Source organism: Streptomyces profundus (genome assembly GCF_020740535.1).
GTDB lineage: Bacteria > Actinomycetota > Actinomycetes > Streptomycetales > Streptomycetaceae > Streptomyces > Streptomyces profundus.
Map to the genome: position 1 here is coordinate 848,969 of NZ_CP082362.1, position 24,018 is coordinate 872,986.

The 24,018-nt window shown below is 72.5% G+C and carries 23 protein-coding genes; 5 read left to right on the plus strand and 18 right to left on the minus strand.

Annotated elements, in window-relative coordinates; all coding sequences use genetic code 11:
* Positions 1-18: 18 nt before the first annotated feature.
* On the minus strand, positions 19-321 hold the full coding sequence (locus tag K4G22_RS03755; RefSeq protein ID WP_228078230.1) for an urease subunit gamma: 303 nt from the start codon (positions 319-321) through the stop codon (positions 19-21).
* A gap of 239 nt (positions 322-560) precedes the next feature.
* Here K4G22_RS03755 and K4G22_RS03760 point away from each other — a divergent pair, with 239 nt between their 5' ends.
* Positions 561-1,589 carry an aspartate-semialdehyde dehydrogenase gene (locus tag K4G22_RS03760; RefSeq protein WP_228078231.1) on the plus strand — a complete coding sequence of 343 codons (1,029 nt, stop codon included), beginning with the start codon at positions 561-563 and terminating at the stop codon, positions 1,587-1,589.
* Between the two features lie 80 nt (positions 1,590-1,669).
* Here K4G22_RS03760 and K4G22_RS31775 read toward each other — a convergent pair whose 3' ends face one another.
* The 4 genes from K4G22_RS31775 to K4G22_RS03780 all read right to left on the minus strand — a co-directional run bounded on the left by K4G22_RS31775 (position 1,670) and on the right by K4G22_RS03780 (position 5,920).
* Entirely contained in the window at positions 1,670-1,936 is a 267-nt protein-coding gene (locus K4G22_RS31775; RefSeq protein WP_425336774.1) for a chaplin, read from the minus strand.
* A 217-nt stretch (positions 1,937-2,153) separates the two neighbouring features.
* Entirely contained in the window at positions 2,154-3,281 is a 1,128-nt protein-coding gene (locus tag K4G22_RS03770; protein ID WP_228078233.1) for a DUF5685 family protein, read from the minus strand.
* A 138-nt stretch (positions 3,282-3,419) separates the two neighbouring features.
* Complete coding sequence (locus tag K4G22_RS03775) at positions 3,420-4,505, minus strand: S1 family peptidase (RefSeq protein WP_228078234.1); 1,086 nt, start codon at positions 4,503-4,505, stop codon at positions 3,420-3,422.
* Between the two features lie 497 nt (positions 4,506-5,002).
* Positions 5,003-5,920 (minus strand): S1 family peptidase, encoded by a 918-nt coding sequence (locus K4G22_RS03780; RefSeq protein WP_228078235.1) that lies wholly within the window; start codon positions 5,918-5,920, stop codon positions 5,003-5,005.
* 363 nt (positions 5,921-6,283) lie between these two features.
* Here K4G22_RS03780 and K4G22_RS03785 point away from each other — a divergent pair, with 363 nt between their 5' ends.
* The gene (locus K4G22_RS03785; RefSeq protein ID WP_228078236.1) at positions 6,284-6,727 is read left to right on the plus strand and encodes a cell division protein SepF; all 444 of its coding nucleotides are present in this window, start codon (positions 6,284-6,286) and stop codon (positions 6,725-6,727) included.
* Positions 6,728-7,612: 885 nt separating this feature from the next.
* On the opposite strand, the gene K4G22_RS03790 is transcribed toward K4G22_RS03785, so the two are convergent.
* A complete protein-coding gene (locus K4G22_RS03790; RefSeq protein ID WP_228078237.1) occupies positions 7,613-8,812 on the minus strand; it encodes an acyl-CoA dehydrogenase family protein in 1,200 nt (399 codons plus the stop codon).
* A gap of 46 nt (positions 8,813-8,858) precedes the next feature.
* Positions 8,859-10,451: an MFS transporter gene (locus tag K4G22_RS03795; protein ID WP_228078238.1), complete on the minus strand. Its 1,593-nt coding sequence runs from the start codon at positions 10,449-10,451 to the stop codon at positions 8,859-8,861.
* 413 nt (positions 10,452-10,864) lie between these two features.
* Between K4G22_RS03795 and K4G22_RS03800 the strand changes: the two genes are divergently transcribed.
* A complete protein-coding gene (locus K4G22_RS03800; protein WP_228083935.1) occupies positions 10,865-11,749 on the plus strand; it encodes a phosphatase PAP2 family protein in 885 nt (294 codons plus the stop codon).
* 28 nt (positions 11,750-11,777) lie between these two features.
* On the opposite strand, the gene K4G22_RS03805 is transcribed toward K4G22_RS03800, so the two are convergent.
* Entirely contained in the window at positions 11,778-11,993 is a 216-nt protein-coding gene (locus K4G22_RS03805) for an I78 family peptidase inhibitor (RefSeq protein WP_228078239.1), read from the minus strand.
* Positions 11,994-12,389: 396 nt separating this feature from the next.
* Here K4G22_RS03805 and K4G22_RS03810 point away from each other — a divergent pair, with 396 nt between their 5' ends.
* Complete coding sequence (locus K4G22_RS03810; protein WP_228078240.1) at positions 12,390-13,172, plus strand: hypothetical protein; 783 nt, start codon at positions 12,390-12,392, stop codon at positions 13,170-13,172.
* A gap of 200 nt (positions 13,173-13,372) precedes the next feature.
* On the plus strand, positions 13,373-13,627 hold the full coding sequence (locus K4G22_RS31900; protein WP_425336596.1) for a hypothetical protein: 255 nt from the start codon (positions 13,373-13,375) through the stop codon (positions 13,625-13,627).
* Positions 13,628-13,645: 18 nt separating this feature from the next.
* Here the strand turns inward: K4G22_RS31900 and der are convergent, their stop codons facing one another.
* From der to ald, 10 genes are all read right to left on the minus strand, one after another.
* A complete protein-coding gene (gene der / locus K4G22_RS03820) occupies positions 13,646-15,136 on the minus strand; it encodes a ribosome biogenesis GTPase Der (RefSeq protein WP_228078241.1) in 1,491 nt (496 codons plus the stop codon).
* Positions 15,137-15,243: 107 nt separating this feature from the next.
* Complete coding sequence (locus K4G22_RS03825; RefSeq protein WP_228078242.1) at positions 15,244-15,891, minus strand: lysophospholipid acyltransferase family protein; 648 nt, start codon at positions 15,889-15,891, stop codon at positions 15,244-15,246.
* The gene (gene cmk, locus K4G22_RS03830) at positions 15,888-16,583 is read right to left on the minus strand and encodes a (d)CMP kinase (RefSeq protein ID WP_228078243.1); all 696 of its coding nucleotides are present in this window, start codon (positions 16,581-16,583) and stop codon (positions 15,888-15,890) included. The genes K4G22_RS03825 and cmk overlap by 4 nt, the downstream gene beginning before the upstream one ends.
* A gap of 187 nt (positions 16,584-16,770) precedes the next feature.
* Positions 16,771-17,856 carry a prephenate dehydrogenase gene (locus K4G22_RS03835; protein WP_228078244.1) on the minus strand — a complete coding sequence of 362 codons (1,086 nt, stop codon included), beginning with the start codon at positions 17,854-17,856 and terminating at the stop codon, positions 16,771-16,773.
* Between the two features lie 54 nt (positions 17,857-17,910).
* A complete protein-coding gene (locus K4G22_RS03840) occupies positions 17,911-19,071 on the minus strand; it encodes a pseudouridine synthase (RefSeq protein ID WP_228078245.1) in 1,161 nt (386 codons plus the stop codon).
* On the minus strand, positions 19,071-19,736 hold the full coding sequence (scpB, locus tag K4G22_RS03845; protein WP_228078246.1) for an SMC-Scp complex subunit ScpB: 666 nt from the start codon (positions 19,734-19,736) through the stop codon (positions 19,071-19,073). Before scpB ends, K4G22_RS03840 begins: the two co-directional genes overlap by 1 nt.
* Complete coding sequence (locus K4G22_RS03850) at positions 19,733-20,776, minus strand: segregation and condensation protein A (RefSeq protein WP_228078247.1); 1,044 nt, start codon at positions 20,774-20,776, stop codon at positions 19,733-19,735. The genes scpB and K4G22_RS03850 overlap by 4 nt, the downstream gene beginning before the upstream one ends.
* A 50-nt stretch (positions 20,777-20,826) precedes the next feature.
* On the minus strand, positions 20,827-21,396 hold the full coding sequence (locus tag K4G22_RS03855; protein WP_228078248.1) for a hypothetical protein: 570 nt from the start codon (positions 21,394-21,396) through the stop codon (positions 20,827-20,829).
* Positions 21,381-22,415 carry a ParA family protein gene (locus tag K4G22_RS03860; protein ID WP_425336597.1) on the minus strand — a complete coding sequence of 345 codons (1,035 nt, stop codon included), beginning with the start codon at positions 22,413-22,415 and terminating at the stop codon, positions 21,381-21,383. The genes K4G22_RS03855 and K4G22_RS03860 overlap by 16 nt, the downstream gene beginning before the upstream one ends.
* Positions 22,416-22,898: 483 nt before the next feature.
* The gene (ald, locus tag K4G22_RS03865; RefSeq protein ID WP_228078249.1) at positions 22,899-24,011 is read right to left on the minus strand and encodes an alanine dehydrogenase; all 1,113 of its coding nucleotides are present in this window, start codon (positions 24,009-24,011) and stop codon (positions 22,899-22,901) included.
* Positions 24,012-24,018: the final 7 nt, after the last annotated feature.

Genomic DNA, 24,018 nt, shown 5'->3' on the forward strand with positions numbered 1-24,018 from the left:
AAGCCGCCGTCGGCGGCGTCAGCTGACGGGCTCGTGCACCGTGACGAGCTTGGTGCCGTCCGGGAAGGTCGCCTCGACCTGCACGTCGTGGATCATCTCGGGCACCCCGTCCATCACCTCGGCGCGGCCGAGCACCCGACGGCCCGACTCCATCAGCTCCGCGACGGTGCGCCCGTCCCTGGCCCCCTCCAGCACATGCGCCGTGATCAGCGCGATCGCCTCCGGATGGTTGAGCCGCAGCCCGCGCGCCCGACGGCGCTCGGCCACGTCGGCGGCGACATGGATCAACAGGCGCTCCTGCTCGTGCGGGGTCAGTTGCACGCTTCCACCTCACCGTCGTAGGGCCCTGGGCGGCCCGGGGACCTGGCTGTTGGAGGTTAGATCGGACGCGTTACGACGGCGTTACTTCCCTTCGGAACCTCCACGCGGGACCTCCCCGCCGAAACGACCGCGCCCCCGCCGGGGAGTGTGACCAGCGTCAAACAGTTGGCTGCCACGTGTGGGACCGGGCAGGGTAGGAGGTAACGGTCGGGACATGAACAAACGAGGTGAGGAGCCCCATGAAGATCGGGATCGTCGGAGCCACCGGACAGGTCGGCACCGTGATGCGCGGGATTCTGTCCGAACGGAAGTTCCCGGTGGAACGGCTGCGCCTGTTCGCCTCCGCGCGGTCGGCCGGTCGCACCCTGCCGTGGCAGGACGGCGAGGTCACCGTGGAGGACGCCACCAGCGCGGACTACTCCGATCTCGATGTGGTGCTCTTCTCAGCGGGCAAGGGCACATCGAAGGCCCTCGCCGAGAAGGTCGCCGCAGCCGGCGCCGTGGTGATCGACAACTCGTCGGCCTGGCGGATGGACCCCGAGGTGCCGCTGGTGGTCTCCGAGGTCAACCCGCACGCCGTGGCGGACCGGCCCAAGGGCATCATCGCCAACCCGAACTGCACCACCATGGCGGCCATGCCGGTGCTCAAGCCGCTGCACCGGGAGGCCGATCTCGTGGCGCTGGTCGCCACCACCTACCAGGCCGTCTCGGGCAGCGGACTGTCCGGGGTCGCCGAGCTGAACAACCAGGTCAAGGCCGCGCTGGGCCAGGATCCGACATCGCTCACCTTCGACGGCACGGCCGTCGAGTTCCCCGCCCCCGAGCAGTATCTGCGGCCCATCGCCTTCAACGTGCTGCCGATGGCCGGCTCGATCGTGGACGACGGCCTGGAGGAGACCGACGAGGAGCAGAAGCTCCGCAACGAGACCCGCAAGATCCTGGAGATCCCCGGGCTCCCGGTCTCCGGCACCTGTGTGCGGGTCCCGGTCTTCACGGGGCACTCGCTCCAGCTCAACGCCCGGTTCGCGCGCCCCCTCTCCCCCCGTCAGGCGCGTGAGCTGCTGGCCGAGGCGGAGGGCGTGGCGCTCTCCGACATCCCCACCCCGCTACAGGCGGCGGGCGGCGACGTCAGCTACGTCGGCCGGCTGCGCCGGGACGAGACGGTGGAGAACGGGCTGTCCCTCTTCGTCTCGGGCGACAACCTCCGCAAGGGCGCGGCGCTGAACGCGGTGCAGATCGCCGAGCTGGTCGCGGCCGAACGCGGCTGACCGGCGGCGCACACGGCGGAGGCCCACCCCCCTCGATCCGGGGGTGGGCCTCCTTCGTTCCGTCAGGCGGTGTCGTCAGGTCAGTCGTTGACGCAGACGTTGCCGATGGCCGGGTTCAGCAGGCCGATGACGTTGATGCTGTTGCCACACACGTTGACGGGGATGTGGATCGGGATCTGGATGACGTTCCCGGAGAGCACGCCGGGCGAGCCCGCGGCGAACCCGATGGCGCCGATCTCGGCCTCGGTGTCGCCGTGGTGGCCGCCGCCCTTCCCCTTCTTGTCGCCCTTGTCGTGCTTGTCGCCCTTGTGATGACCCTTGTCGGACGACTGCGGCTGGACGGGCAGCTCGGAGGCGACAGCGGCCGAGCCGGCGCCGAGAACGACGGTGCAGGCAACGGCGGTGGCAGCCGCAGCGGTGCGAAGACGCATGGGTGTACCCCTCGGTAAGGAAGAACTGAACGGGAAGATCACACCCTGTATCTCCACCCTGACCTGGGCATTGCTCCACAAGGAGGCGTGTCGCGCGGCTGCCCGCGCCCGTGCCGTGCTCCCCGGGCGCGCCTCAGCAGTCGCAGGAGCAACAGTCGCAGCCCTTCCCCCCTCCGTCGCAGCACCGGCAGCAGTCGCAGCAGTCACAGCAGTTCGCCTTGCCGCACCAGCCCTCGCGCCGCTTGCCGTTCCACGGATCCTGGTACTCCGAGCGGCAGCAGATCTGGCAGGTGCAGAAGAGGCCCGCCCAGACCACGCAGCCGGCCACCGGGCCGCGCCGGACCGGGGGCGGCTCCTGCGGCGCTCCGAAGGGCGCCGAGGCGGCGGGGGACGCGTGCCCACAGGCGGCGCCGAACGTCCGGTCCACCGCCTCGGCCAGCTCGTGCACCAACAGGACGTGCGCGAGCCGGCCGTTGGTGAACTCCGCGTCGTTAAGCGCCAGTCGGACCCCGTGCACCGCGTCGTCGCAGAGCCGACGCACCTCGGGGAGCGGGGTACCGGTGATGTCGATCGGGTTCCACAGGCCGGCCGCGCGGTCGGCCGCGAGATCCTCGACCGCGTCCAGCAGATGCGCCAACCGGCCGAAGAGCCGGCCCGCCTCGGCCAACGCCGGCGCGTTGCCGGGGCGGCCCGCGAGCCGCGCGGTGTGCGCGAAGACCGCGCCCGTCGCCGTCTCGGTCGGCTCGGTGACGGTGAGCAGCGGGCTGCCACGGCCGGTGAGCGACTCGATCGACTGCTGCCGCGCCACGGCGTCCACCAGCAGCGCCGTGTCGAAGCCGGCCCGTGCGCCGCCTCGGGCGCCGGCGCCGTCCCAGCTCCTGGCCACCCTGGTGGCCGCGGCGGCCAGCGCCCGCCGCCGCAACAGGCCGTCCCCGTCCAGCACATGGTCCCTGATCTTGGCCGAGGCCAGCACCAGCGAGACGGCCGCCGCCAGCTGGGCCCCCTCGCCCGCGGCCACCCGGGCCGTGCGCATCCCGCGCAGCGGACAGGGCCCCGCGGTGCGCCGGTTGCTCCCGGGCTCGGCGGCCGACTGGGCATCGTGGAGCACCGATATCAGCAGGCCGTCGTAGTTGGTCGCCATCCTCGCCGCCTGCCCATGGGTTCGGCGCAACGCGAGGCAGAGCCCGCACAGATGGCCGAGCCACTCGTCCCGCAACCCCTCGGAAAGCCGATGCCGGCAGGGCCTGATGATTCCGAACACGCCTACTCCCCCTCGCCGTTGGGCGCCGCGCCCGCCGGCATGTCACGACGTCAAGGCCCCCGGCCGGTGTGGGGCCGGGGGCCTTGACTGCGTCGCGGTGCTCCCGACCGCCTCGGCGGTCGGGCCGTGCGCTTCTCGTTACGGGATGCTAGCGCCCACCTGGGACAGCGCGTCCGTCACGGGGTAGAAGAAGGTGACGCCACCGGAGGAGCAGTTGCCGCTGCCGCCCGAGGTCAGGCCGACCGCGTCGCTGCCGGCGAACAACGCGCCGCCGCTGTCGCCCGGTTCGGCGCAGACGTTGGTCTCGATGGTGCCGTAGACCGTGCCCTGCGGGTAGCTGACCGCGACGTCGGTCGCGACCACCTCGCCGCCGTGCAGCCCGGTGGTGGAGCCGGAGCGCTCCACCGACTGTCCGACGACCGCCTCGGCGGCGCCGGTGATCTGCTGGGTGGTGCCGTCGTAGCGGTTCACCTCGCTCGGGTTGTCCGTGCTGGTCGTGTACTCGACCAACGCGTAGTCGCCGCCGGGGAACTCGCCCTGGGTCAGGGTGCCCACGGCGGAGCCGCCCGAGGAGGCCGCCCAGGTGCTGCCGACGCTGCCGCAGTGGCCGGCCGTGAGGAAGCCGTCCGTGCCACCCGCGGTGACGTTGAAGCCGAGCGAGCAGCGCGCGCCCGAGCTGTAGATCGCGTCACCACCGGCGAGGAAGGGCTGGAACTCCCCCGCCACGGTGTTCAGTCGGGCCAGCTCGCCGAGTTCGGCGACGCCCCGCTCGATGCCGGCGAGGTCGTCGGCGGCCACGGTGGAGTCCACCTTGACCTGGACCGAGTTGCTCAGCGGATCGACGGACCAGGAGGTGCCCGGCACGGCGAACGCCTCGACCTCGGTCATCACCTCGTTCAGGGTGTCCAGGCTGTGTTCGACCACCCGGGCCTCGGCGCCGGACGCCGTGACGACGTCGGCCGAGCTCTCGTCGAGCACGTTGACCACCAGGGTCCCGGACTCGGCGTCGAAGTAGCTGCCGGCGGAGGCCGACTCGCCCAGCTGATCGACCAGGGTGGTGGCGAGCGTTCCGGCCTCGGCCGAGGACAGCACGCTCGGGGCGGCGGTCCCGCTCGCCGCGGGCTCGGCGCTGGCCTGGGCCACCGCGAACGAGCCGGCGAAGAGGGCTGCCACGCCGGCGGCGGCAATGGTGACGCGCCGGGTTGACTTGCGTCGTTGTGTCACGCTTTTTCCTCCTGTGGGGGTTGGAGCCTTCGCTCCGGAGAGAGCACCGACGCGGTTCGGACCTCTGAGTGGTCCGTCACGTCCATGCCAAGCGGTACCGGCGAGTATTCCCAGCACACCCCGGGCCACACAAGGACAAGTTCCTGCCCCGACCAGATCATCACACCGGTGCGGGTAATGCGCGTAAACCGGCGAGAACACTCCCCATTTCCCCGACGGGAGACGCCCAGTCAGCCGAACAAGGGCGCCCCGTACCCGCGCGCATGGTCGCGTTCACCCCCCTGGGGGTGGAGTAGACCTGTCTGAAAAGCATCGGTGATGCCCACCCAGCTCCTCACCGTGGTCACCTTTTTCCCAACGCGTAACGAAGAACGGCACGCGTGCGCCCCCTGAATGCCTCACTGCCCCCACCCGATCCCGGGTGGGGGCAGTGAGCGAGCGTCCCGGCGCGGCGATCAGGGGATGCTCCCCGAATGGCGCGGGCAGGGGTGTGGGACTCAGAGGATCGTCGCCCCGTAGTCGTTCAGGGCCTCGACGACCGGCTGGAAGAAGGTCGTTCCACCGATGGAGCAGTTGCCGCTGCCACCCGAGGTCAGGCCGATCGCGGTGTTCCCCGAGAAGAGCGGGCCACCACTGTCGCCGGGCTCGGCGCAGACGTTGGTCTGGATCAGACCGGAGACGATGTCCCCGCCGCCGTAGTTGACGGTGGCGTTGAGACCGGTCACGCTGCCGCCGCTCAGGCCCGTGGTGCTGCCGCTGCGCTGCACGGACAGCCCGATGGTGGCGTTGGCCGCACCGGTGATGTCACGGGTGGTGCCGTTGTAGAGGTTCACCACGCCCGGCCGGGGCACGGAGGAGTCGTAGCGCACCAGGCCGTAGTCGTCGCCCGGGAAGCTGGCGTCGATGCTGGGGCCTATGTAGGTGCTCTGGCTGGAGTTGGTGTACCAGCCCGGCAGGCCCTCGGTGCAGTGGCCGGCGGTCAGGAAGTAGTCCGCACTGCCGATCCGCACGTTGAAGCCGGCGGAGCAGCGCCAGCCGGCGGAGGCGTAGATGGCGTCGCCGCCGGCCAGCAGGCGCTGGATCTTGCCCTCGGTGCGCTCGAAGGTGATAGCGGACGACAGTTCGCCGGCACGCTCGCTGATCTCCGCGATCGCCGCGTCCGAAACGGTCTCGTCCACGGTGACGCGCAGGGTGTTGGACTCGCGGTCCACCAGCCAGGCGGTACCGGCGACGTCCGCCTCCAGCACGGCGTCCCCGGCGACGGTCAGCTCGGCGCTGGAGAAGACCCGGGCCTCCTCGGCCTGCGCGGAGCCCGGCAGGGCGAGGGCGGTGGCTGCCAGCAGCCCCGTCACCGCGGCGATCAGCCCGATGCGGCGGGACTTGCGGCTGTGGGGGTTGGTGCGCTTCAAACTCACGTACTTCCTCCAGTCAAGGAATCGAGGGACCCGCTGGGTGAACGGGTCCGTGAGGCGTGGTCAGGAGCAGCAGGATTTGCCATGCCCCTGACAAGCGCTGGTCGAATCTTCTTCACATACCGGCCGGTTGCCAAGAACGCCTTTCGGCCACCAGGCTCGACTTCACCCGTTTGGCCGCCGGAGGGCGACTCACTCTCCGTCAGCCGTCCGTCACCGCAACATCCCTGATGGGACGGCACGTCGAATGCACCAGAACCGTCACGAAACTCGTAACAGGCAGGTATCCACATGGCACAACATCCGCATCATGGACGACGATAGGCATGCGGATGGGTAGAGGCCGCGTCAGGAGAGGAGGCGACCATGGGATCGGTACGAAAGGCCAGCGCCTGGCTGGGCCTCGTCGATGACCGCGAGATGCGTTACTACGACGACGAGTACTCCGAGGGGCCCGAGACCGGGAACGGCCCCGCGCCATGGACGACCGACCCGCGTCTGCGGGTCGCGGCCAAGGCGGCCGAGGAACAGGGCAGCCGCATCGCGATGGTCACTCCGGAGAACTTCCGGGACGCCCGGCGCATAGGCGAACTGTTCCGGGACGGCATCCCCGTGGTGATCAACCTGACGTCCCTTGAGACCGCCGACGCCAAGCGCGTGGTGGACTTCGCCGCCGGCCTCAACTTCGGTCTGCGCGGCACCATCAAGCGGGTCGCCAACCGGGTCTTCCTGCTGACGCCCGACACCTACGACGTGGTCTCCGAGGACCCGAGGCGCGCCGACGACGGCGGCTTCTTCAACCAGAGCTGACCCCTGCGCGGGGGGCGTCAGCGGGCGCGTGTGGCGGGGGTGTCGGCGGGGGCGCCGACACCCCCGCCACACGCGCGGACCGGTACGGGGGATCGGGAGAACACCGTCACGGAGCGACCAGCGCCCGTCACCCGTCGCCCGGCCCGGGCTCAGGCCCAGCTCCGCGGAGACCGAGAGAAACACCACCACGTGGATCGCCCCGGGCGATGCCGAGGGAAGCCCTCCGGGCGCTCCGGAGAAACACCACCACGCACCCGACCGGGCGATGCCGAGGGACCCCCCGGGCTCTCCGGAGAAACGCCACCACGCTGACGGACCCGGGCGATGCCGAGGAAAACCCTCCGGGCGCTCCGGAGGAACGTCACCACGCTGACGGACCCGGGCGATGCCGAGGAAAACCCCCGCCCGGACGCTTTGGAGAAACGTCACCACGTGGACCGGAACGGGGACGATGCCGAGGAAAACCCCCACCCGGACGCTCCGGAGAAACGCCACCACGTGGACCGGAACGGGGACGATGCCGAGGAAAACCCCCACCCGGACGCGGGCCCAACTCCGCGGAGACCGAGAGGAACACCACCACGTGGATCGCCCCGGGCGATGCCGAGGGAAGCCTCGTACCGGGGTGGGAGCGCCCTTCGGAGAGCTCGGAGATACGCCAGCGCGCAGCGGACCGCGGTTCCGTCCACCTCGGCCGACTCGCACAACAAGCCGCAGATCCCGCACCCGCGGGACACCGTCCAAGGACCCGGCCCACCGGGCCGAAGGCTGCTTCCGAACGCCCAGGAGAAGGCCGCCGTGCCATGGCGCCCGTCCGCCGGAGGCGGGGGTCTCCCCGGGCCCCCCGGGCCCGGGGGCCGCGAAAGTCCCACCGGGACCACGCGGTCAGCGGAAGGCGTCGAGCCCCGTGAGGGCCTTCCCCAGTACCAGTTGGTGCATCTCGCTGGTGCCCTCGTAGGTGAGCACCGACTCCAGGTTCGCCATATGCCGCATCACCGGGTACTCGAACGAGATCCCGTTCGCCCCCAGGATCGTCCTGGCGCTCCGACAGATCGCCAGCGCCTCCCTGACGTTGTTCAGCTTGCCGAAGCTGACCTGTTCGGGGAGCAGCCGGCCGGCGTCCATCCGGCGGCCCAGGTGCAGCGCGAGAAGCAGGCCCTTGTGCAGTTCGAGCACCATGTCGGCGAGCTTGGCCTGGGTCAGTTGGAAGCCGCCGATGGGCCGGCCGAACTGCTCGCGGGTCCGCGCGTACTCCAGCGCCGTCTCCACACAGGAGCGGGCCGCGCCCAGCGCGCCCCAGACGATGCCGTAGCGGGCGTGCGCCAGACAGCCGAGCGGGGCGCGCAGCCCGCGCGCCCCCGGCAGCGCGGCGTCCGCCGGCAGCCGCACCCCGTCCAGCACCAGCTCACTGGTGACGGAGGCGCGCAACGATGCCTTGTGCGGGATGTCGTTGGCCGTGAACCCTGGCCGGTCGGTCGGCACCACGAAGCCCCGGACGCCGTCCTCGGCCCTGGCCCAGACGACCGCGACCTCCGCCAGCGAGCCGTTGGTGATCCACATCTTGCGGCCCGTCAGCACCCAGTCGTCGCCGTCCCGCTCGGCGCGGGTGCGCATCCCGGCCGGGTCCGAGCCGTGGTCGGGCTCGGTCAGCGCGAAGCAGCCGATCGCCTCCCCCGTGGCCATCCTCGGCAGCCAGCGCAGGCGCTGCTCCTCGGAGCCGAACCGGTGGATCGCGTACATCGCCAGCGAGCCCTGCACCGAGACCAGCGACCTGACGCCCGAGTCGGCCGCCTCCAACTCCAGGCAGACCAGGCCGTACTGGACCGCGGAGGCACCGGCACAGCCATAGCCGTCGAGCGTCATGCCCAGGGCGCCGAGCGCCCCCAACTCGCGCGCCAGCCCCCGGGGGTCGTCGGGCGCCCCGCGCTCGAACCACTGGGCCACCCGGGGCGAGACCCGCTCGGCGGCCCAGCGCCTGACCGTGTCCCGCACGGCCAGATCGTCGGGCGCGAGCAGCTCGTCGAGCCCCAGCGGGTCGGCGGGGTCGAAGGCGGGTGGGGTGGCTGACGGCTTGTCGTCCGGCATCTGGGGTGCGGCCCTTCGCTGCGGGTGGAGGCGAGCGCCGCCGACGTTACGGGCGGGTAACCCGAGTCGGCAAGGGGCCGCCACCCGACGCGTCGACACCGTCCGGCGTCCCGTCCCTCGTCCCGTCCAGCGCCCTGGGCAGCCGCAGCGCCGCCAGCGCGCCGAGCAGCAGCAGCGCCGCGCTGGTCAGCAGCGTCATCCGCATCCCGTGCACGAAGCCGTCCCTGGCCGATGAGCGCAACGCCTCGGCCACCGGCCCCTCCAGCCGGTCGGCCACCCCGAGCGCCTCGCCCAACGAGTGCCCGGCGGCCTCCGCCTCGGCCGGGCCGACCCCGTCCACTTGGCGCACGGAGGGACCGTAGAGCGCGTTCATCACGCTGCCGAGCAGCGCTATCCCGATCCCGGCGCCGAACTGGTAGGCGGTCTCGCCGACGGCCGCCGCTCCCCCGGCCTGCGCCGCCGGGACGTCGCTGAGCAGGGACTCGTAGGCGCCGAAGAGGGTGGTCTCCAGGCCGAAGCCGAGCAGCACGAAACCGACGCCGAGCAGCACCGGACGGTCGGTCTCGTCCAAGCCGGTCAGCAGGAACACCGCGAGCACGGTCAGCGCGAAGCCCCCGGCGACCATGGCCCGTGGCCCCAGCCACAGCAGCATCCGGGAGCCGAGCAGCCCCGCGGTGATGGCCGCGAGGCTCAGCGGCAGCAGCCGCAGGCCCGTCTGGAGCGGGGACAGGCCGAGGACGAGCTGTAGATACTGCGCGGCCACCAGGGCCAGGCCGACCAGGGCCAGCACCGTGAGCACCACACAGCCGACCGAGGCGCCGAAGGCCGGCCTGGCGAACGCGGACAGGTCCAACAACGGGCGTTCGGCGGCCCGTTGACGGCGCACGAAGGCCACAAGCAGCGCGGCGCCGAGCGCGGCGGCCAGCAGCGTCCCTGGGGTCGCCAGGTCCCCGCCGCCGGCCCGCTTGACGGCCAGGATCGCCGAGAAGAGGCCGGTGGCCGCGAGCAGCGCGCCGCGCACGTCGAAGGGACCCGAGCCGTCGCCCGTCGACTCCGGCACCAGCAGCCAGGCCACCGGCAGGCAGGCGGCCATCAGCGGGACGTTGACCACGAAGACCGAGCCCCACCAGAAGTGCTCCAGCAGCAGCCCGCCGACGAGCGGCCCGATCGCGGCGCCCACCGCCGCGACCGCGCTCCAGATGCCGATGGCCACGGCCCGCTCCCGCCGGTCGGGAAAGACCTGCCGCAGGATGGAGAGCGTGGCCGGCATGATCATGGCCCCGCCGACGCCGAGCAGCGCGCGGGCCAGGATCAGCGCGTGGGCGCCGTCGGCGAGCGCCGCGAGGGCGGAGGCCACACCGAAGCATCCGTAGCCCATCAGCAGCACCCGGCGGCGGCCGATCCGGTCGCCCAGGGTGCCGAAGAGGATCAGCAACGAGGCGCAGACCAACGGGTAGGCGTCGACGATCCACAGCAGCTCGACCCCGTCGGGCCGCAGGTCCGCACTGACGGCCGGCACCGCCACATGCAGCACCGTGGCGTCGACGGCGACCAGGAACAGGCTGACGCACAGCACCACCAGAACCGTCCAGCGGGTCCGCTCGGTGGCGGGGCATCCGGGTTGGGGAACCCCGGACATGCGACCCCTCCGTCTCATCCGTCGCGCGGCGACACACCCCTCACGGCCACGGGGGAACCCCGACGTCGCGCGGGCGCGGGCGTGGTGCGGAGGGCAGACGGGGGGACAGCCTACGGCAGGCCACGCCGGCCACCCGACGGGCCCGGTCCCGTTCACCGTTCGAACCCCGGGAAAAACAGATGAACGGGCTCGCGAAAAGCCTGATGACGGCTTATCCGATCACGGTGGAATTGGTAAACCGGAGAGAAAGCCGGGGGCTTGGTCGGTCCCGATCACATCACATCGCCATTACGAAGGCGGGCCACGGGAGGAAGTCGGGTATCACTGGCGGTAATCTTGCGAGAGTGCGCATCGACCGATTCTTCGCCCGCCTCGAACAGGAGGCACGTCCGCCGGACGTGCCGCCCCCTGTTATGAGCCCCACGCGCCTCGGCGTGCTGTGGCTCACCGCGAGCATCTACGCGGCCATCGTGGCGGCGGTCTGCACCACCTCCTGGCTGGTCCGGCTGGACTGGCAGGTCATGCTCTTCCGGCCCTACAAGCAGTGGCCCGAGCTGCACGCCTTCCTCGACTACTTCGTGGTGCTGGGCCAGCGCGGCCCCACCGCGGTGCTGATCGCGGCCTGGCTCGGCTGGCGCTGCTGGCGGCAGCGCACGCTGCGCCCGCTGCTGGTGATGGCCACGGCGCTGCTGCTCCTCAACCTCTCGGTGGGCGCCGCCAAGCTGGGCATGGGCCGGGAGGGCCCGCACTACGCGACCTCGATCGGCTCCAACGAGATGTGGCTGACCGGGGATATATTTCCCTCGGGCCATACCGCCAACGCCGTGGTGACCTGGGGCATCCTCGCCTATCTGGCCACCACCCCGACCGCCCGCAGGACCCTCTCGGTGATCGCCGCTGTCTTCGCCCTCGGCGTCGGCGGCACCACCGTCTACCTGGGCACCCACTGGGTGAGCGACGTGCTGCTCGGTTGGGCGGCCGGCCTGCTGATCCTGCTGGCGCTGCCGTGGTGCGAGCCGCTGATCATCAAGGCCGACGCCACCCTGCTGCGGTACTGGGACGGCCTGCGCCGCACCCGGCCGAAGCCGAGGGAGCTGCCGACGATCGAGGTGCGGCCGACCGTGTTGACCGCCTCGGCGCGCGGGGAGGAGGAGCCCCGGCCGCGCGCCGAGCCCGCGGTCGCCGCGGGGCGGTCGGGCGCCGGGCGGCTGTCGAAGGTGGGGCTGCGGCCCCCGGGCGCCACCCGGCCGCATCCCGCGCACCCGGAGCAGCCGGTCGGCCCGGCCAGCCGGCGCTGAGCCCGGGCGGGCCGGCGGCGGGGCGGCCTCAGCCGCGCCAGCAGCGCACCACCGAGCCGTCCTGTACCGCGAAGTTGATCCGGCCGGGCATGAACTCCATGGTGACCACGGCGTCGGGGGCCAGCCGGCGCACCGTGCGCCAGCCGCGCCCCCTGGCACGTTCCTCGGCCCGGTCGGCGGCCAGGCCCAGATAGGCGTCCGGGTCGTCGTCGGGGGACTTGGGCGGCTTCGGAAGGGATGGCATGGCCACACCGTACGGCCTGCCCGCCACCCCCCGGAAGTCCCGTGGGGAGCGGCGGACTGTCACGCTTGTGTCACAACCACCCGCTCTTTCGCCCCTTCAGGGGAACGCCCCGGCGGCCTATTGGCGGGCCATCTGGAATTACCCGGCGCGCCGCCTCGATGGGTTATCGGTCCGCTTTTCCGACGACCGGAAGGACGGTATTCGGGACACGCGGAATTCACGCCCCAGGTGAACCTCGGTGAACGCCGGGTTTATGCCGGCGGTCCCGAACGCGCGCCGGGGGCCGCCGGGGCGATCCCGCGGATTCACGGAAGCGCGTGACCCGGGCGCGTCTCGGGCCGTTGTGCACGGGGCACCCGCCGTGACGGCGGGGAGAACCCGAACCGAGGAGCGACCGTGTCCCCCTTGCTCGACGTCAGCGACGACGTACGCGCCGAGATCGGCGACGAAGAAGCCGAACGGCTGCTCGCCGGCGAGAACGCCCCGGGCGCCTACGACTGCACCTCCTGCCGCACCCCCGGCAACACCTCCCAGGAACGCACCAGCACCGTGCTGTTCGTGGGCGGCGAGACCGCCGTGCTCGCCTTCGCCCACGCCTCCTGCATCCCCTCCCAGGTGGTCTCCGTCTCGGAGGAGCAGTTGCGCGGCGCGGTGCGCTCCATCACCGGCGAGACCCAGCCGGGGCAGGGCGGCGAGGCCGGGCGCGGGCAGGCCGTGCTCGGTGTCACCTGCGGCCAGATCCTGATCGACGACGAACTCTTCCCAGCGATCGTCGTGGAGCCCACCGCGCCGATCGTGCGCCCCGGCTCCCAGGGCCCTGGTGACGACTTCCTGCCGCTGCTGATCGAGGGCGGCTTCATGCCAGTGACGGATGTCGCCAGGGCGCCCAGCGTGCTCAGCGGCTGGTCCGTGCTGCTGGCCATGGGCAAGCTGCACGCGGTGCTACAGAACGACCCGGCGGGCGGTGACGCCAGCGCCTGGTGGCAGGCGCACGAGCCGCTGTCGGTCACTGACGGCTGGCGGGCCAGCGCCAACCAGCGGCACACGGTGTTCGTCTACGCGGCGCCCGCCGGCACCATCGGACAGCAGCCGCGCGAGGACCTGCTGCGGGAGGCGCTGGAGAAGGCCGCGGCCGGCGGACTGCTGGTGGCCGCCGCGATGCCGCTGGCCGGCACCTGACGCCCCCTGGCACCCGAGCTCGGGCCCCTCGGCCCTCCCGGCGGGAGGGCCGAGGGGCCGGGCGTTCCTGAGGCGATCGTGTACACGGCGGGGCGGGGCCGCATCCGGCGCCCCGGCCGGTCGTTGGGTTGGGCGTGCACCCTTATGAGCCCCAGCGATCCGCGCAGTCCCTCCGCCCCGCGTCCGCCGCCATCCCCGGCATGCGGGCACCCTACGAACGGGCGGGCGGTGGGTCGGCCACGCCGATCTACGACGCGCTGTGCGCCGAGTACCGCCGGCTGTTCCGGGCGCTGCCCGGCGACCGCAGCGGCGAGGAGGAGCTGGGGTTCGTCGGGTTCAACACGATCCGTGGGGTCGGCCTGAGCAGCTGGCGCCATCTGGACTACCGATCGCTGCCCGCCGCCCGCGCCGAGCTGCCCGCCGGCTCGTCCCCCGAGCCGCACGGCGAGCACTGAACCGCGGGTGCGCCCGCGTCACTTGTTCCGGCCGCGCTTCTCCCGCACCCGCACCGACATCTGGATGGGCGTCCCCTCGAAGCCGAACTCCTCGCGCAGCCGCCGCTCGATGAAGCGGCGGTAGCTCGCCTCCAGGAAGCCGGAGGAGAAGAGCACGAACCGCGGCGGGCTGGTGCCGGCCTGGGTGCCGAAGAGGATCCTCGGCTGCTTGCCGCCGCGCACCGGGTGCGGGTTGCTGGCCACCAGCTCGCCCAGGAAGCCGTTGAGGCGCCCGGTGGGCACCCGGCTCTCCCAGCTGGCGAGCGCCGTCTCCACGGCGGGGACCAGCTTCTCCATGTGCCGGCCCGTGCGCGCCGAGATGTTGACCCGGGGCGCCCAGCGCACCCGGACCAGCTCCTGCTCGATCTCCCGCTCCAGGTAGTAGCGGCGCTCCTCGTCCAGCGTGTCCCACTTGTTGTAGGCGATCACCAGGGCGCGGCCCGCGTCGACCGCCATGGTGATGATGCGGGTGTCCTGCACGCTGATCGGCTCGGTGACGTCGATCAGCACCACGGCGGCCTCGGCCTTCTCCAGGGCCGCGGCGGTGCGCAGCGAGGCGTAGTAGTCCGCGCCGCCCTGGAGGTGCACCCGGCGCCTGATGCCCGCGGTGTCGACAAAGCGCCAGGTCTTGCCGCCCAGTTCGATCAGCTCGTCCACCGGGTCCCTGGTGGTGCCGGCGACGGCGTCCACCACCACCCGGTCCTCGCCGGCCACCTTGTTCAGCAGCGAGGACTTGCCGACGTTCGGCCGGCCGATCAGGGCGATCCGGCGGGGGCCGCCCACCGCGTCGCCGAAGGTCTGCTCGGGCGCCTCGGGCAGCGCCTCCAGCACCGCGTCCAGCATGTCGCCCGTGCCTCGGCCGTGCAGCGCCGAGACCGGGTGCGGCTCGCCCATGCCGAGGGACCACAGATAGGCGGCCTCGGCCTCCATGTTGGGCCCGTCCACCTTGTTGGCACAGAGCACCACCGGCTTGCCCGCCTTGCGCAGCAGCTTCACCACCGCCGCGTCGGTGTCGGTGGCGCCGACCGTGGCGTCCACCACCAGCACCACCGCGTCGGCGGCCTCGATGGCGAACTCGGCCTGGGCCGCCACGGACGCCTGGATGCCGAGGACGTCCTGCTCCCAGCCGCCGGTGTCCACCACCTTGAAGCGGCGCCCGGCCCACTCGGCCTCGTAGGTGACGCGGTCCCTGGTGACTCCCGGACGGTCCTCGACGACCGCCTCGCGGCGGCCCAGGATCCGGTTGACCAGAGTGGACTTGCCCACGTTGGGGCGGCCGACCACGGCCAGCACGGGAAGCGGCCCGGACGCGGCGGCGGCCAGCTCGCCCTCGATCTCCTCGGCCTCGAAGCCCTCGCGCTCGGCCAGCCGCAGGAACTCGTCGTACTCGGCGTCGCCGAGCGCGCCATGGCCAGCCGCCTGCCCGTCGCTCGGCCCGTCCACGGCGCCTGGGGGGTTCTGGTCGTTCATGGCGTACGTCTACCTCGTCCGTCTGTCGTCCTGTGTCGCTGACGTGTCGCTGATGGTGTCGCTGGTGGGTGCGGCCCGCGATCGGTGGCGGGGCCGTCAAGTCTCCCTCACCTGCCGGTGAGGTGCCTCGCCTCCCGCAGATGGGCCGCGAGGCGCCGTTGGATGACGCCCTTCGCCCCGTCCAACGCGGCCCGACCGCGCCTGCTTCCCCCGGGCGCCGCCACCGTGAAGGGCTCGCCGAAGACCACGTCCAGGCGCCCGCGCAGCCGGGGCAGCGCGGGGATCAGCCGGCTCGCCCGCTCCGCGCCGCCCAGCACGGCGACCGGCTGTATCGGCGCCCCGGAGCGCAGCGCGAAGTAGGCGACGCCGGCCCGCACCGAGGAGAAGTCGCCGTCGCCGCGCGTCCCCTCGGGGAAGACGCCCAGCACCTCGCCGTCGTCGAGCACCCTAAGGGCGCCGCGCACGGCGCCCAGGTCGATCTCCCCACGGTCGACGGAGAGCTGGCCGACACCGCGCAGGAACGGGCCCAGCGGGCCGACGAACGCCTCCCGCTTCACCAGGAAGCGCACCGGTCGCGGGGCGGTGCCCAGCAGCACGGGGCCGTCCACGTTGTGGGTGTGGTTGACGGCCAGGATCAGCGGGCCGGCCGGCGGCATCCGCCAGGCGCCCAGCACCCGGGGGCGCCACAGGGAGCGCACCACGCCGAGCGCCAGCCTGCGCCCTGCCACGGCGCCGCCGGCGCCGGATGGGGTCATCGCGACCGCCGCCCCCGTTCCTCGATGAGGGTGACCACGCATTCGATGACCTGTTCAAGGGTCAGCTCGCTGGTGTCCACCTCGGTCGCGTCATCGGCCTTGGCCAACGGCGACGTGGTGCGGCCCGAGTCGGCCGCGTCCCGCTTGAGGAGCGCGGCCCTGGTGGCGGCCACCTCGGCCGCGGCGCCCGGCTTGCCCGCCAGCTCGGCGCTCCGCCGGGCCGCCCGCACCTCGGGGGAGGCGGTCAGGAAGATCTTCACCTCGGCGTCGGGCAGCACGGTGGTGCCGATGTCCCGGCCCTCCACCACGATGCCGTCGCGCGCCTCGGCGGCGATGGAACGTTGCAGCTCGGTGATCCGGGTGCGCACCTCGGGCACCGCGCTCACCGCGCTGACCGCGCCGGTGACCTGCCGGCCCCTGATGGGCGCCGCGACATCCGTGCCGTCCACGACGATGGTGGGCGCCAGCGGGTCGGTGCCCGAGACGATGGTCGGCTTGCCGGCCGCCGCGGCCACCGCGTCGCGGTCGTCGACGTCGATCCCGGCGTTCAGCATCCACCAGGTGATGGCCCGGTACTGGGCGCCGGTGTCCAGATAGCGCAGCCCCATGCGGGCGGCCACCGCCTTCGAGGTGCTCGACTTGCCGGTGCCGGAGGGGCCATCGATGGCGACGACGACGGGAGTTGCAGCCACGGCGGTGGACACCTTTCGCAGGTTCGGGAGGAACGGGAGCCCTCGGGCTCCTCGGCGTGCTGGGGGCGGCTGGCCCCCGGCAGCGCGCTGGTGGGGGCGGCGGCCACCCTGGATGCCTACGCCGACCCACCCGGAGAAGGGTACCGGCCCGGGGCCGGCCCCCGACCAGCCGCCCGCCCCGGCGGCGCTACCGCCGGATCGACCAGCCCCGCTCTTCGAGCGCGGCGGCCAGCACCGGCGCCGCCGCCGGCTCCACCATGAGCTGCGCGAGCCCCGACTGCTGCCCGGTGGCGTGCTCGATGCGCACATCCTCGACGTTGACCCCGGCCCGGCTCGCGTCGGCGAAGATCCTGGCCAGCTCGCCAGGACGGTCGGTGATCGAGACGGCGACCGTCTCATAGCTGGCCGGCGCGGCGCCGTGCTTGCCCGGCACCCGTTCCCTGCCGGCGTTGCCGCGCCGCAGCAGCTCCTCGACGCCGGCGACGCCCACCGCCCGCTTGGCCTCGTCGGCGGACTCAAGGGCGCGCAGCGAGCGGACCGTCTCGTCCAGGTCGGCGGCCACGTCGGCCAGCACGTCGGCGACCGGGCCCGGGTTGGCGGAGAGGATCTCGACCCACATCCGGGGGTCGGAGGCGGCGATCCTGGTCACGTCCCTGATGCCCTGCCCGCAGAGCCGCACCGCGGTCTCCTCGGCCTCCTGGAGCCTGGCGGCCACCAGGCTCGACACCAGCTGCGGGGTGTGCGAGACGAGCGCCACCGCGCGGTCGTGCGCCTCGGGCGCCATCATCACCGGCACGGCGCGGCACAGCGCGGCCAGCTCCAGCACCAGGTTGACCACCTCGGTCGCCGTCTCTTGGTGCGGGGTGAGGACCCAGGGCCGGCCCTCGAAGAGGTCGGCCGTGGCGGCCAGCGGCCCGGACCGCTCCCGCCCGGCCATCGGGTGGGTACCGAGGTAGCTCGTGGGATCGCCCCCCAGCGCCACCAGCTCGCGCGCCGGGCCGGCCTTGACGCTGCCCACGTCCACATAGGCGTGGGCCGCGCCCCGCCGCTGCAACTCGACGACGGTGGTGGCGATCTGGGCGGGGGGCACGGCGACCAGGGCGAGCTCGACGGGCCCTTCCGGCGGGTCCTCGCTGCCGGCGCCCAGCGCCGAGGCCGTGCGGCGCTGGTCCGGGTCGCGGTCCGCCAAGTGCACCCGGACGCCACGGGCGGTGAGCGCCAGGGCGACGGAGGTGCCGATCAGGCCGCAACCTGTGACGAGGGCGGTGCGCATCCTCTCAGCGTAGTCGCCTGGACGCGCCCCGCTCGACCGGTTCCGGCGGCGCTCTCAGAGCCCGACGTCCTTCATCAGCCGTCCGACCTCGGTGTTGGTCATCCGACGCAGCCAGCCCGACTTCTGGTCACCCAGCACGATGGGACCGAAGCCCGTGCGGACCAGCCGGTCCACGGGGAAGCCGGACTCGGCGAGCATCCGCCGCACGATGTGCTTGCGCCCCTCGTGCAGCGCGACCTCGACCAGGTAGTTGCGGCCGGTGTTCTCGACCACCCGGAAGTGGTCGGCCTTGGCGTAGCCGTCCTCCAGCTGGACGCCGTTCTTGAGCCGCTTGCCCAGATCGCGCGGGATGGGCCCCTGGATGGCGGCCAGATAGGTCTTCCGCACCCCGTACTTGGGGTGGGTGAGCCGGTGCGCCAGCTCACCGTGGTTGGTGAGCAGGATCAGCCCCTCGGTCTCGGTGTCGAGCCGCCCCACGTGGAACAGCCGCGTCTCGCGGTTCTGCACGTAGTCGCCGAGGCACTGCCGCCCGTCCGGGTCCTCCATCGAGGAGACCACCCCGGCCGGCTTGTTGAGGGCGAAGAAGAGGTACGACTGGCTGGCGACGGTGAGCCCGTCGACCTTGATCTCGTCCGTCTCGGGGTCGACCCGGAGCCCCTGGGAGGTGACGATCTTGCCGTTGACCTCCACCCGGGCCTGGTCGATCAGCTCCTCGCAGGTCCGCCGGGAGCCGAGTCCGGCCCTGGCCAGCACCTTCTGGAGCCGCTCGCCCTCCTGCTCGCCGAACGTCCTGGGCACCCGCACGGCCGGCTTGTCGTGCCGCTCGCGGTTGCGCTCCTCGATCTGGGCGTCGTACTCGCGGGACCGGCCGGGCGCCGGGCGCCGACGGGGGCCGCCCTTGCCCTGGCCCGGACCCCGCCCGCCACCGCCCTGGGGACGACCACCGCCCTGGGGACGACCACCGCCCTGGGGACGACCGCCACCGCTCTGCGGACGGCCGCCGCCCTGGGCACGGTCGGCGCCGCCGCCCTGGCCCCGGCCGCCGCCGGAAGCGCCCTGGCCGCCCTGCCCGCCCTGACCCCCCTGGCCCTGGGTGTAGCGGCGCTCCTCGGGACGTGGCCGACCCGCGCGCTGTCGCCGGTCGTCGCGGTTGTCGCCCGCGCCCCGGTTGTTCCGGCTGGTGTTCCGGTTGGTGTTCCTGCCGCTGCTTCGCATCAATGATCCGTTGGGGAGTCGCCGCTGTCGTCTGCATCTACGTCGAACGACGGCACCCCCTCCTGGCTCTCCCCCTCGATCTGGTCCGCCTCGGGAAGGAAGGGCGCCAGCTCGGGAAGTTCGTCCAAGCCGCGCAGGCCCATCCGCTCCAGGAAGTAGTGCGTCGTCCCATACAGGATCGCACCTGTTTCGGGTTCGCCGCCCGCCTCGGCCAGCAGCCCCCGCTGGAGCAGGGTCCGCATCACGCCGTCACAGTTCACGCCCCGGATCGCGGAGACCCGGGAACGGCTCACCGGCTGTCGGTAGGCGACCACCGCCAGCGTCTCAAGCGCGGCCTGGGTGAGCCGGGCGTGCTGGCCGTCCAGGACGAAGCCGTCCACGACCTTCGCGAAGGCGGGGCGGGTGTAGTAGCGCCAGCCGCCGGCGACCAGCCGCAGCTCGAAGCCGCGCCCGTCCCTGGTGTACTCGTCCGCCAACTCGCGCAGCGCGTCGGCCACGGCCCGGCGGCGGTGGCCGAGCACCTTGGCGAGGTGTTCCTCGGTCGCCGGCTCGTCCACCACCATGAGCACCGCCTCAAGCGCCGGCTTCAGCGGGGTCGGCTCCTCGGCCTCGGCCCGCTCGTCAGGGCCATCGGCCGCCTGGGCCGTCGCCGCCGCCTCGGTCATCGCGCCTCCTCCGTGGGACCCGATGTCCCGTCTTCCCGGCCGTCCCGTTCCTCGGCGGGCCGGTCGAACTCGTCGCTCACCCGCGCCCGTTCCGGCTCGACACCGCCCCAGCGCACCGTCAAAGGGCCCAGGGCCTCTTCCTGTTCGAGCGTGACGGCGCGCTCCCGGTACAGCTCAAGCAGCGCGAGGAAGCGCGCCACCACCGTGAGGGTGTCGGGGGCGTCGCCGATCAGCTCGGCGAAGGTCGCCGCGCCCAGCTCCCGCAGCCGGGCGATCACCACCTCGGCCTGCTCGCGGACGCTGACCAGCGGGGCGTGGATGTGCTCGACATACACCTCCGGCTTGGGCTTGGGCAGCATCGCCTTGGCCGCGAGCCGGGCGAAGCCCTCGGGCCCGACGTTGATCACCACCTCGGGCAACAGCTCGGCGTGGTGCGGCTCCAGACCCACCGTGCGGGGGTGCCGCAGGGCCTCGTCGGCCAGTCGCGCCGAGAAGATCTCGGCCACCCGCTTGAACGCGCGGTACTGCAACAGCCGGGCGAAGAGCAGGTCGCGGGCCTCCAGCAGCGCGAGGTCCGCCTCGTCCTCCACCTCGGCGGTGGGCAGCAGCCTGGCGGCCTTCAGATCGAGCAAAGTCGCGGCGACCACCAGGAACTCGGTCGTCTGGTCCAGATCGCCGTCCGGGCCCATCGCCCTGAGGTGGGCGAGGAAGTCGTCGGTGACCCGGGAGAGCGCGACCTCGGTGACATCGAGCTTGTGTCGCGAGATCAGCTGGAGCAGCAGGTCGAAGGGGCCCTCGAAGTTCTCCAACACCACCCGGAACCGGCCGTCTTCGACCACCTCGCCCTCAGCGGGCTCAGCGCCCTCAGCGGGTTCGCCCGGCTCCCCCGCCGCCTCAGGCGCCTCCGGGGTGGCCGCCTCGGCTGGCTCCGCGCGCGTGGGCGGCTCGGCCGGCGCCGGGGCGGCGTCGACCGAGGGGCCCTCCGGGGGCCTGGTGGGGCCGGTTCCCAGAGGGCGACGTGGACGGGTGGGCGGGGTCATCGCCGGGCAGGTTACTCCCCGGCGCCGTGCCCCCGGGGTGCGCCGCGCGGTCAGCGACCGCGCAGTCGGCGCACCAGGATGCTGGCGTCGCCCCGGGATTCGAGGTCGGCGAGCACCACGGCCACGGCCTCGCGGACGATCCGGCCGCGGTCAACGGCGAGGCCGTGTTCGCCGCGCAGCACCAGCCGGGCGTGCTCCAGGTCCATCAACTCCTCGGCGGAGACATAGACGGTGATCTTCTCGTCGTGACGCTCGCGCCCGCTCGGCCGACGTCCGGCCCCTCGCCCCTTCCGGGGCGTCGCGGGAGCCCCGCCCCGCGCGCCGGCGTTCTTGCCGGCGGGCGGGACGCTGGGGCGGCCCGCGCCGTCCCGCTGGGGTTGGCCCGGGACTTGGGGCTCACGCCCCGACCGCTCCCGCGCCTGGCGCGCGCCCCGAGCCCCCGCGGCCTCGTCGGACGCGGAGCCCGCCGACTGGGCCGACTGGTCGGCCGGCGCCGTCGGTTGGCCCTCGGGCCCCTGCTGGCCCTCGGTGGGCTCGGAGGGGGTCGACGGCTGCACCGCCGCCCCACCGGTACTACGGAACAGTTCGTCGGCCGCCGGAAGGCTCACTCGGCGTGGCACCGGGCGAGCACCTCCCTGGCGAGCTGCCGATAGGCCGCCGCCCCCACCGAGTTGGAGGCGTAGGTGGTGATCGGCTCCCCCGCGACGGTGGTCTCGGGGAAGCGGACCGTGCGGCCGATGACCGTGTGGTAGACGCTGTCGTCGAACGCCTCGACGACCCGGGCGAGGACCTCACGGCTGTGCACCGTGCGGGAGTCGTACATGGTCGCCAGGATCCCGTCGAGCCGCAGGTCGGGGTTGAGCCGCTCCTGCACCTTCTCGATGGTCTCGGTGAGCAGTGCGACGCCCCGGAGCGCGAAGAACTCGCACTCCAGCGGCACGATCACCTTGTGCGCCGCGGTGAGCGCGTTCACGGTGAGCAGGCCGAGCGACGGCTGACAGTCGATGATGATGAAGTCGTAGTCGCTCAGCAGCGGTTGGAGGCCGCGCTGGAGGGTCGACTCGCGCGCCACCTCGCTCACCAGCTGCACCTCGGCGGCGGAGAGGTCGATGTTGCTGGGCAGCAGGTCCATGCCTGCCACGGCCGTCTTGAGCAGCACCTCGTCGGGGGCCATGCCCCGTTCCATCAACAGGTTGTAGATGGTGAGGTCCAGCTCCATGGGGTTGACCCCCAGGCCGACCGACAGGGCGCCCTGGGGATCGAAGTCCACCAGGAGCACCCGGCGTCCGTACTCGGCCAGCGCCGCGCCCAGGTTGATGGCCGAGGTGGTCTTGCCCACCCCGCCCTTCTGGTTGCACATGGCGATGACCTTCCCCGGCCCGCGCTCGGTGAGCGGTCCCGGGATGGGGAAGTACGGCAGTGGGCGGCCGGTGGGTCCGATGCGCTCCCGGCGTTGCCGGGCCGCGTCGGGGGCGATCGTGGCCGCGTACTCGGGGTCGGGCTCGTATTCCGCGTCCGGGTCGTAGAACTGCCCGTCGGGGATGTCTTCGTAGTCGGGATAACGGTCGGTCTCGCCGGCCGTTCGGTTCGCTGCTACGGCACTGGCCTGCTGGCCGTCCGTGCTCTGATGCGCTGTCATGCTCGGTTGGCTCTGGTGGGTTGCGAAGGTATGAACAGCGACGGAGCCGATGCCCGTCGAATCCGAGGCGCTCTGACGCCGCTCCGGGACCCCTGGCTGTGCTCCCCTGGGAGTAATTATCGACTCATTCACAAGTCGTCTTACCTCCTTGGGGACCAGGAAACTTCTAGACAGAGTCAGCGTTGCACCATGCCGACGTTTGGCGACTCTATGGCGTGTCGGCGGTCCGCAGCAACACAATCCACCGGACCGGCACGGATGTGTCGGCCATCGAACAATCGCTTGTCAAGGGCCCATGCTTCGCGAGACGGGCGATTCCCACCCCATCCCAGACCGCTAAAGGGCGACGTTAGCGACGAGTTGGGGGCTTCTCGGGCGTCTCGGCGAGACGCCCGAGTGGCTGAATCGACACGGCCGTCGAGCGCCCCGATGTGACATTCCCAATGTTGACGCGGGGAGTTGACCCGGCGTTGGCGCGCCGCCTCAGGCGAGGACCTCTGACGGTGCGACGAAGGGCAGTTGGTGAGCCTCGGCGACGGGATGGTTGGTCACCTGGCCCTCGTGCGTGGCGAGACCGGCCGCCAGCCCCTCGCTCTCCCGCAGCGCGGAACGCCAACCGTCAGCGGCGAGCCGGGTGATGTAGGGCAGGGTGGCGTTGGTCAGCGCGTGAGTCGATGTACTGGGCACGGCGCCGGGCATGTTGGCCACGCAGTAGAAGAGCGAGTCATGCACGAGGAAGGTCGGCTCGGCGTGCGTGGTGGGCCGCGAGTCGGCGAAGCAGCCGCCCTGGTCGATCGCGATGTCGACAAGGACACTTCCCGGCCGCGTCCGGGACACCAGCTCCCCGCTGACCAGCCTGGGCGCCCTGGCGCCCGGGACCAGCACGGCGCCGACGACCAGGTCGGCGTCGAGCACCGCCTGCTCCAGGGCGAACGCGTTGGAGGTGACGGTGCGCACGCGGGTGCCGAACACCCGGTCCAGCTCGCGCAGTTTGGCGGTGTCCTTGTCCAGCACGGTGACGGTGAAGCCCATGCCGACGGCGATCTGGGTGGCGTTCCAACCGGCGACGCCCGCGCCGATCACCACCGCGTGGCCGGCCGGGGTGCCGGGGACGCCGCCGGGCAGCACGCCGCGCCCGCCGCCGGGGCGCATCAGGTGGTAGGCGCCCACCTGGGTGGCCAGCCGCCCGGCCACCTCGGACATCGGCGCCAGCAGCGGCAGGGCACCGCCCGCCGTCACCGTCTCGTAGGCGATGGCGGTGGTGCCGGCGGCCAGCAGCGCGTCGGTACAGGCGCGGGAGGCGGCGAGGTGGAGGTAGGTGAAGAGGGTGAGGTCCTTGCGCAGCCGGTGGTACTCCTCGGCCACCGGCTCCTTGACCTTGAGCAGCAGGTCGGCCTCGGCCCAGACCTGGTCGGCGTCGGCCAGCACGGTGGCGCCGGCGGCGACGTACTCCTCGTCGGGGATGGCGGAGCCACGGCCGGCGCCGCGCTCCAGATAGACCTGGTGGCCGCCGCTGACGAGCTCGTGTGCGCCGGCCGGGGTGATGGCCACGCGGAACTCGTTGTTCTTGACCTCGCGGGGGATGCCAACCTTCATGTCGATC

Coding starts and splice junctions, on each gene's coding strand:
- K4G22_RS03835 (WP_228078244.1), bottom strand. CDS start 17,856: ATGCGCACCGCCCTCGTCACAGGTTGCGGCCTGATCGGCACCTCCGTC.
- K4G22_RS03860 (WP_425336597.1), bottom strand. CDS start 22,415: ATGACAGCGCATCAGAGCACGGACGGCCAGCAGGCCAGTGCCGTAGCA.
- K4G22_RS03785 (WP_228078236.1), top strand. CDS start 6,284: ATGGGATCGGTACGAAAGGCCAGCGCCTGGCTGGGCCTCGTCGATGAC.
- ald (WP_228078249.1), bottom strand. CDS start 24,011: ATGAAGGTTGGCATCCCCCGCGAGGTCAAGAACAACGAGTTCCGCGTG.
- scpB (WP_228078246.1), bottom strand. CDS start 19,736: ATGACCGAGGCGGCGGCGACGGCCCAGGCGGCCGATGGCCCTGACGAG.
- K4G22_RS03760 (WP_228078231.1), top strand. CDS start 561: ATGAAGATCGGGATCGTCGGAGCCACCGGACAGGTCGGCACCGTGATG.
- der (WP_228078241.1), bottom strand. CDS start 15,136: ATGAACGACCAGAACCCCCCAGGCGCCGTGGACGGGCCGAGCGACGGG.
- K4G22_RS03840 (WP_228078245.1), bottom strand. CDS start 19,071: ATGCGAAGCAGCGGCAGGAACACCAACCGGAACACCAGCCGGAACAAC.
- K4G22_RS03800 (WP_228083935.1), top strand. CDS start 10,865: ATGAGCCCCACGCGCCTCGGCGTGCTGTGGCTCACCGCGAGCATCTAC.
- K4G22_RS03825 (WP_228078242.1), bottom strand. CDS start 15,891: ATGACCCCATCCGGCGCCGGCGGCGCCGTGGCAGGGCGCAGGCTGGCG.
- K4G22_RS03790 (WP_228078237.1), bottom strand. CDS start 8,812: ATGCCGGACGACAAGCCGTCAGCCACCCCACCCGCCTTCGACCCCGCC.
- K4G22_RS31900 (WP_425336596.1), top strand. CDS start 13,373: ATGCGGGCACCCTACGAACGGGCGGGCGGTGGGTCGGCCACGCCGATC.
- K4G22_RS03795 (WP_228078238.1), bottom strand. CDS start 10,451: ATGTCCGGGGTTCCCCAACCCGGATGCCCCGCCACCGAGCGGACCCGC.
- K4G22_RS03805 (WP_228078239.1), bottom strand. CDS start 11,993: ATGCCATCCCTTCCGAAGCCGCCCAAGTCCCCCGACGACGACCCGGAC.
- K4G22_RS03850 (WP_228078247.1), bottom strand. CDS start 20,776: ATGACCCCGCCCACCCGTCCACGTCGCCCTCTGGGAACCGGCCCCACC.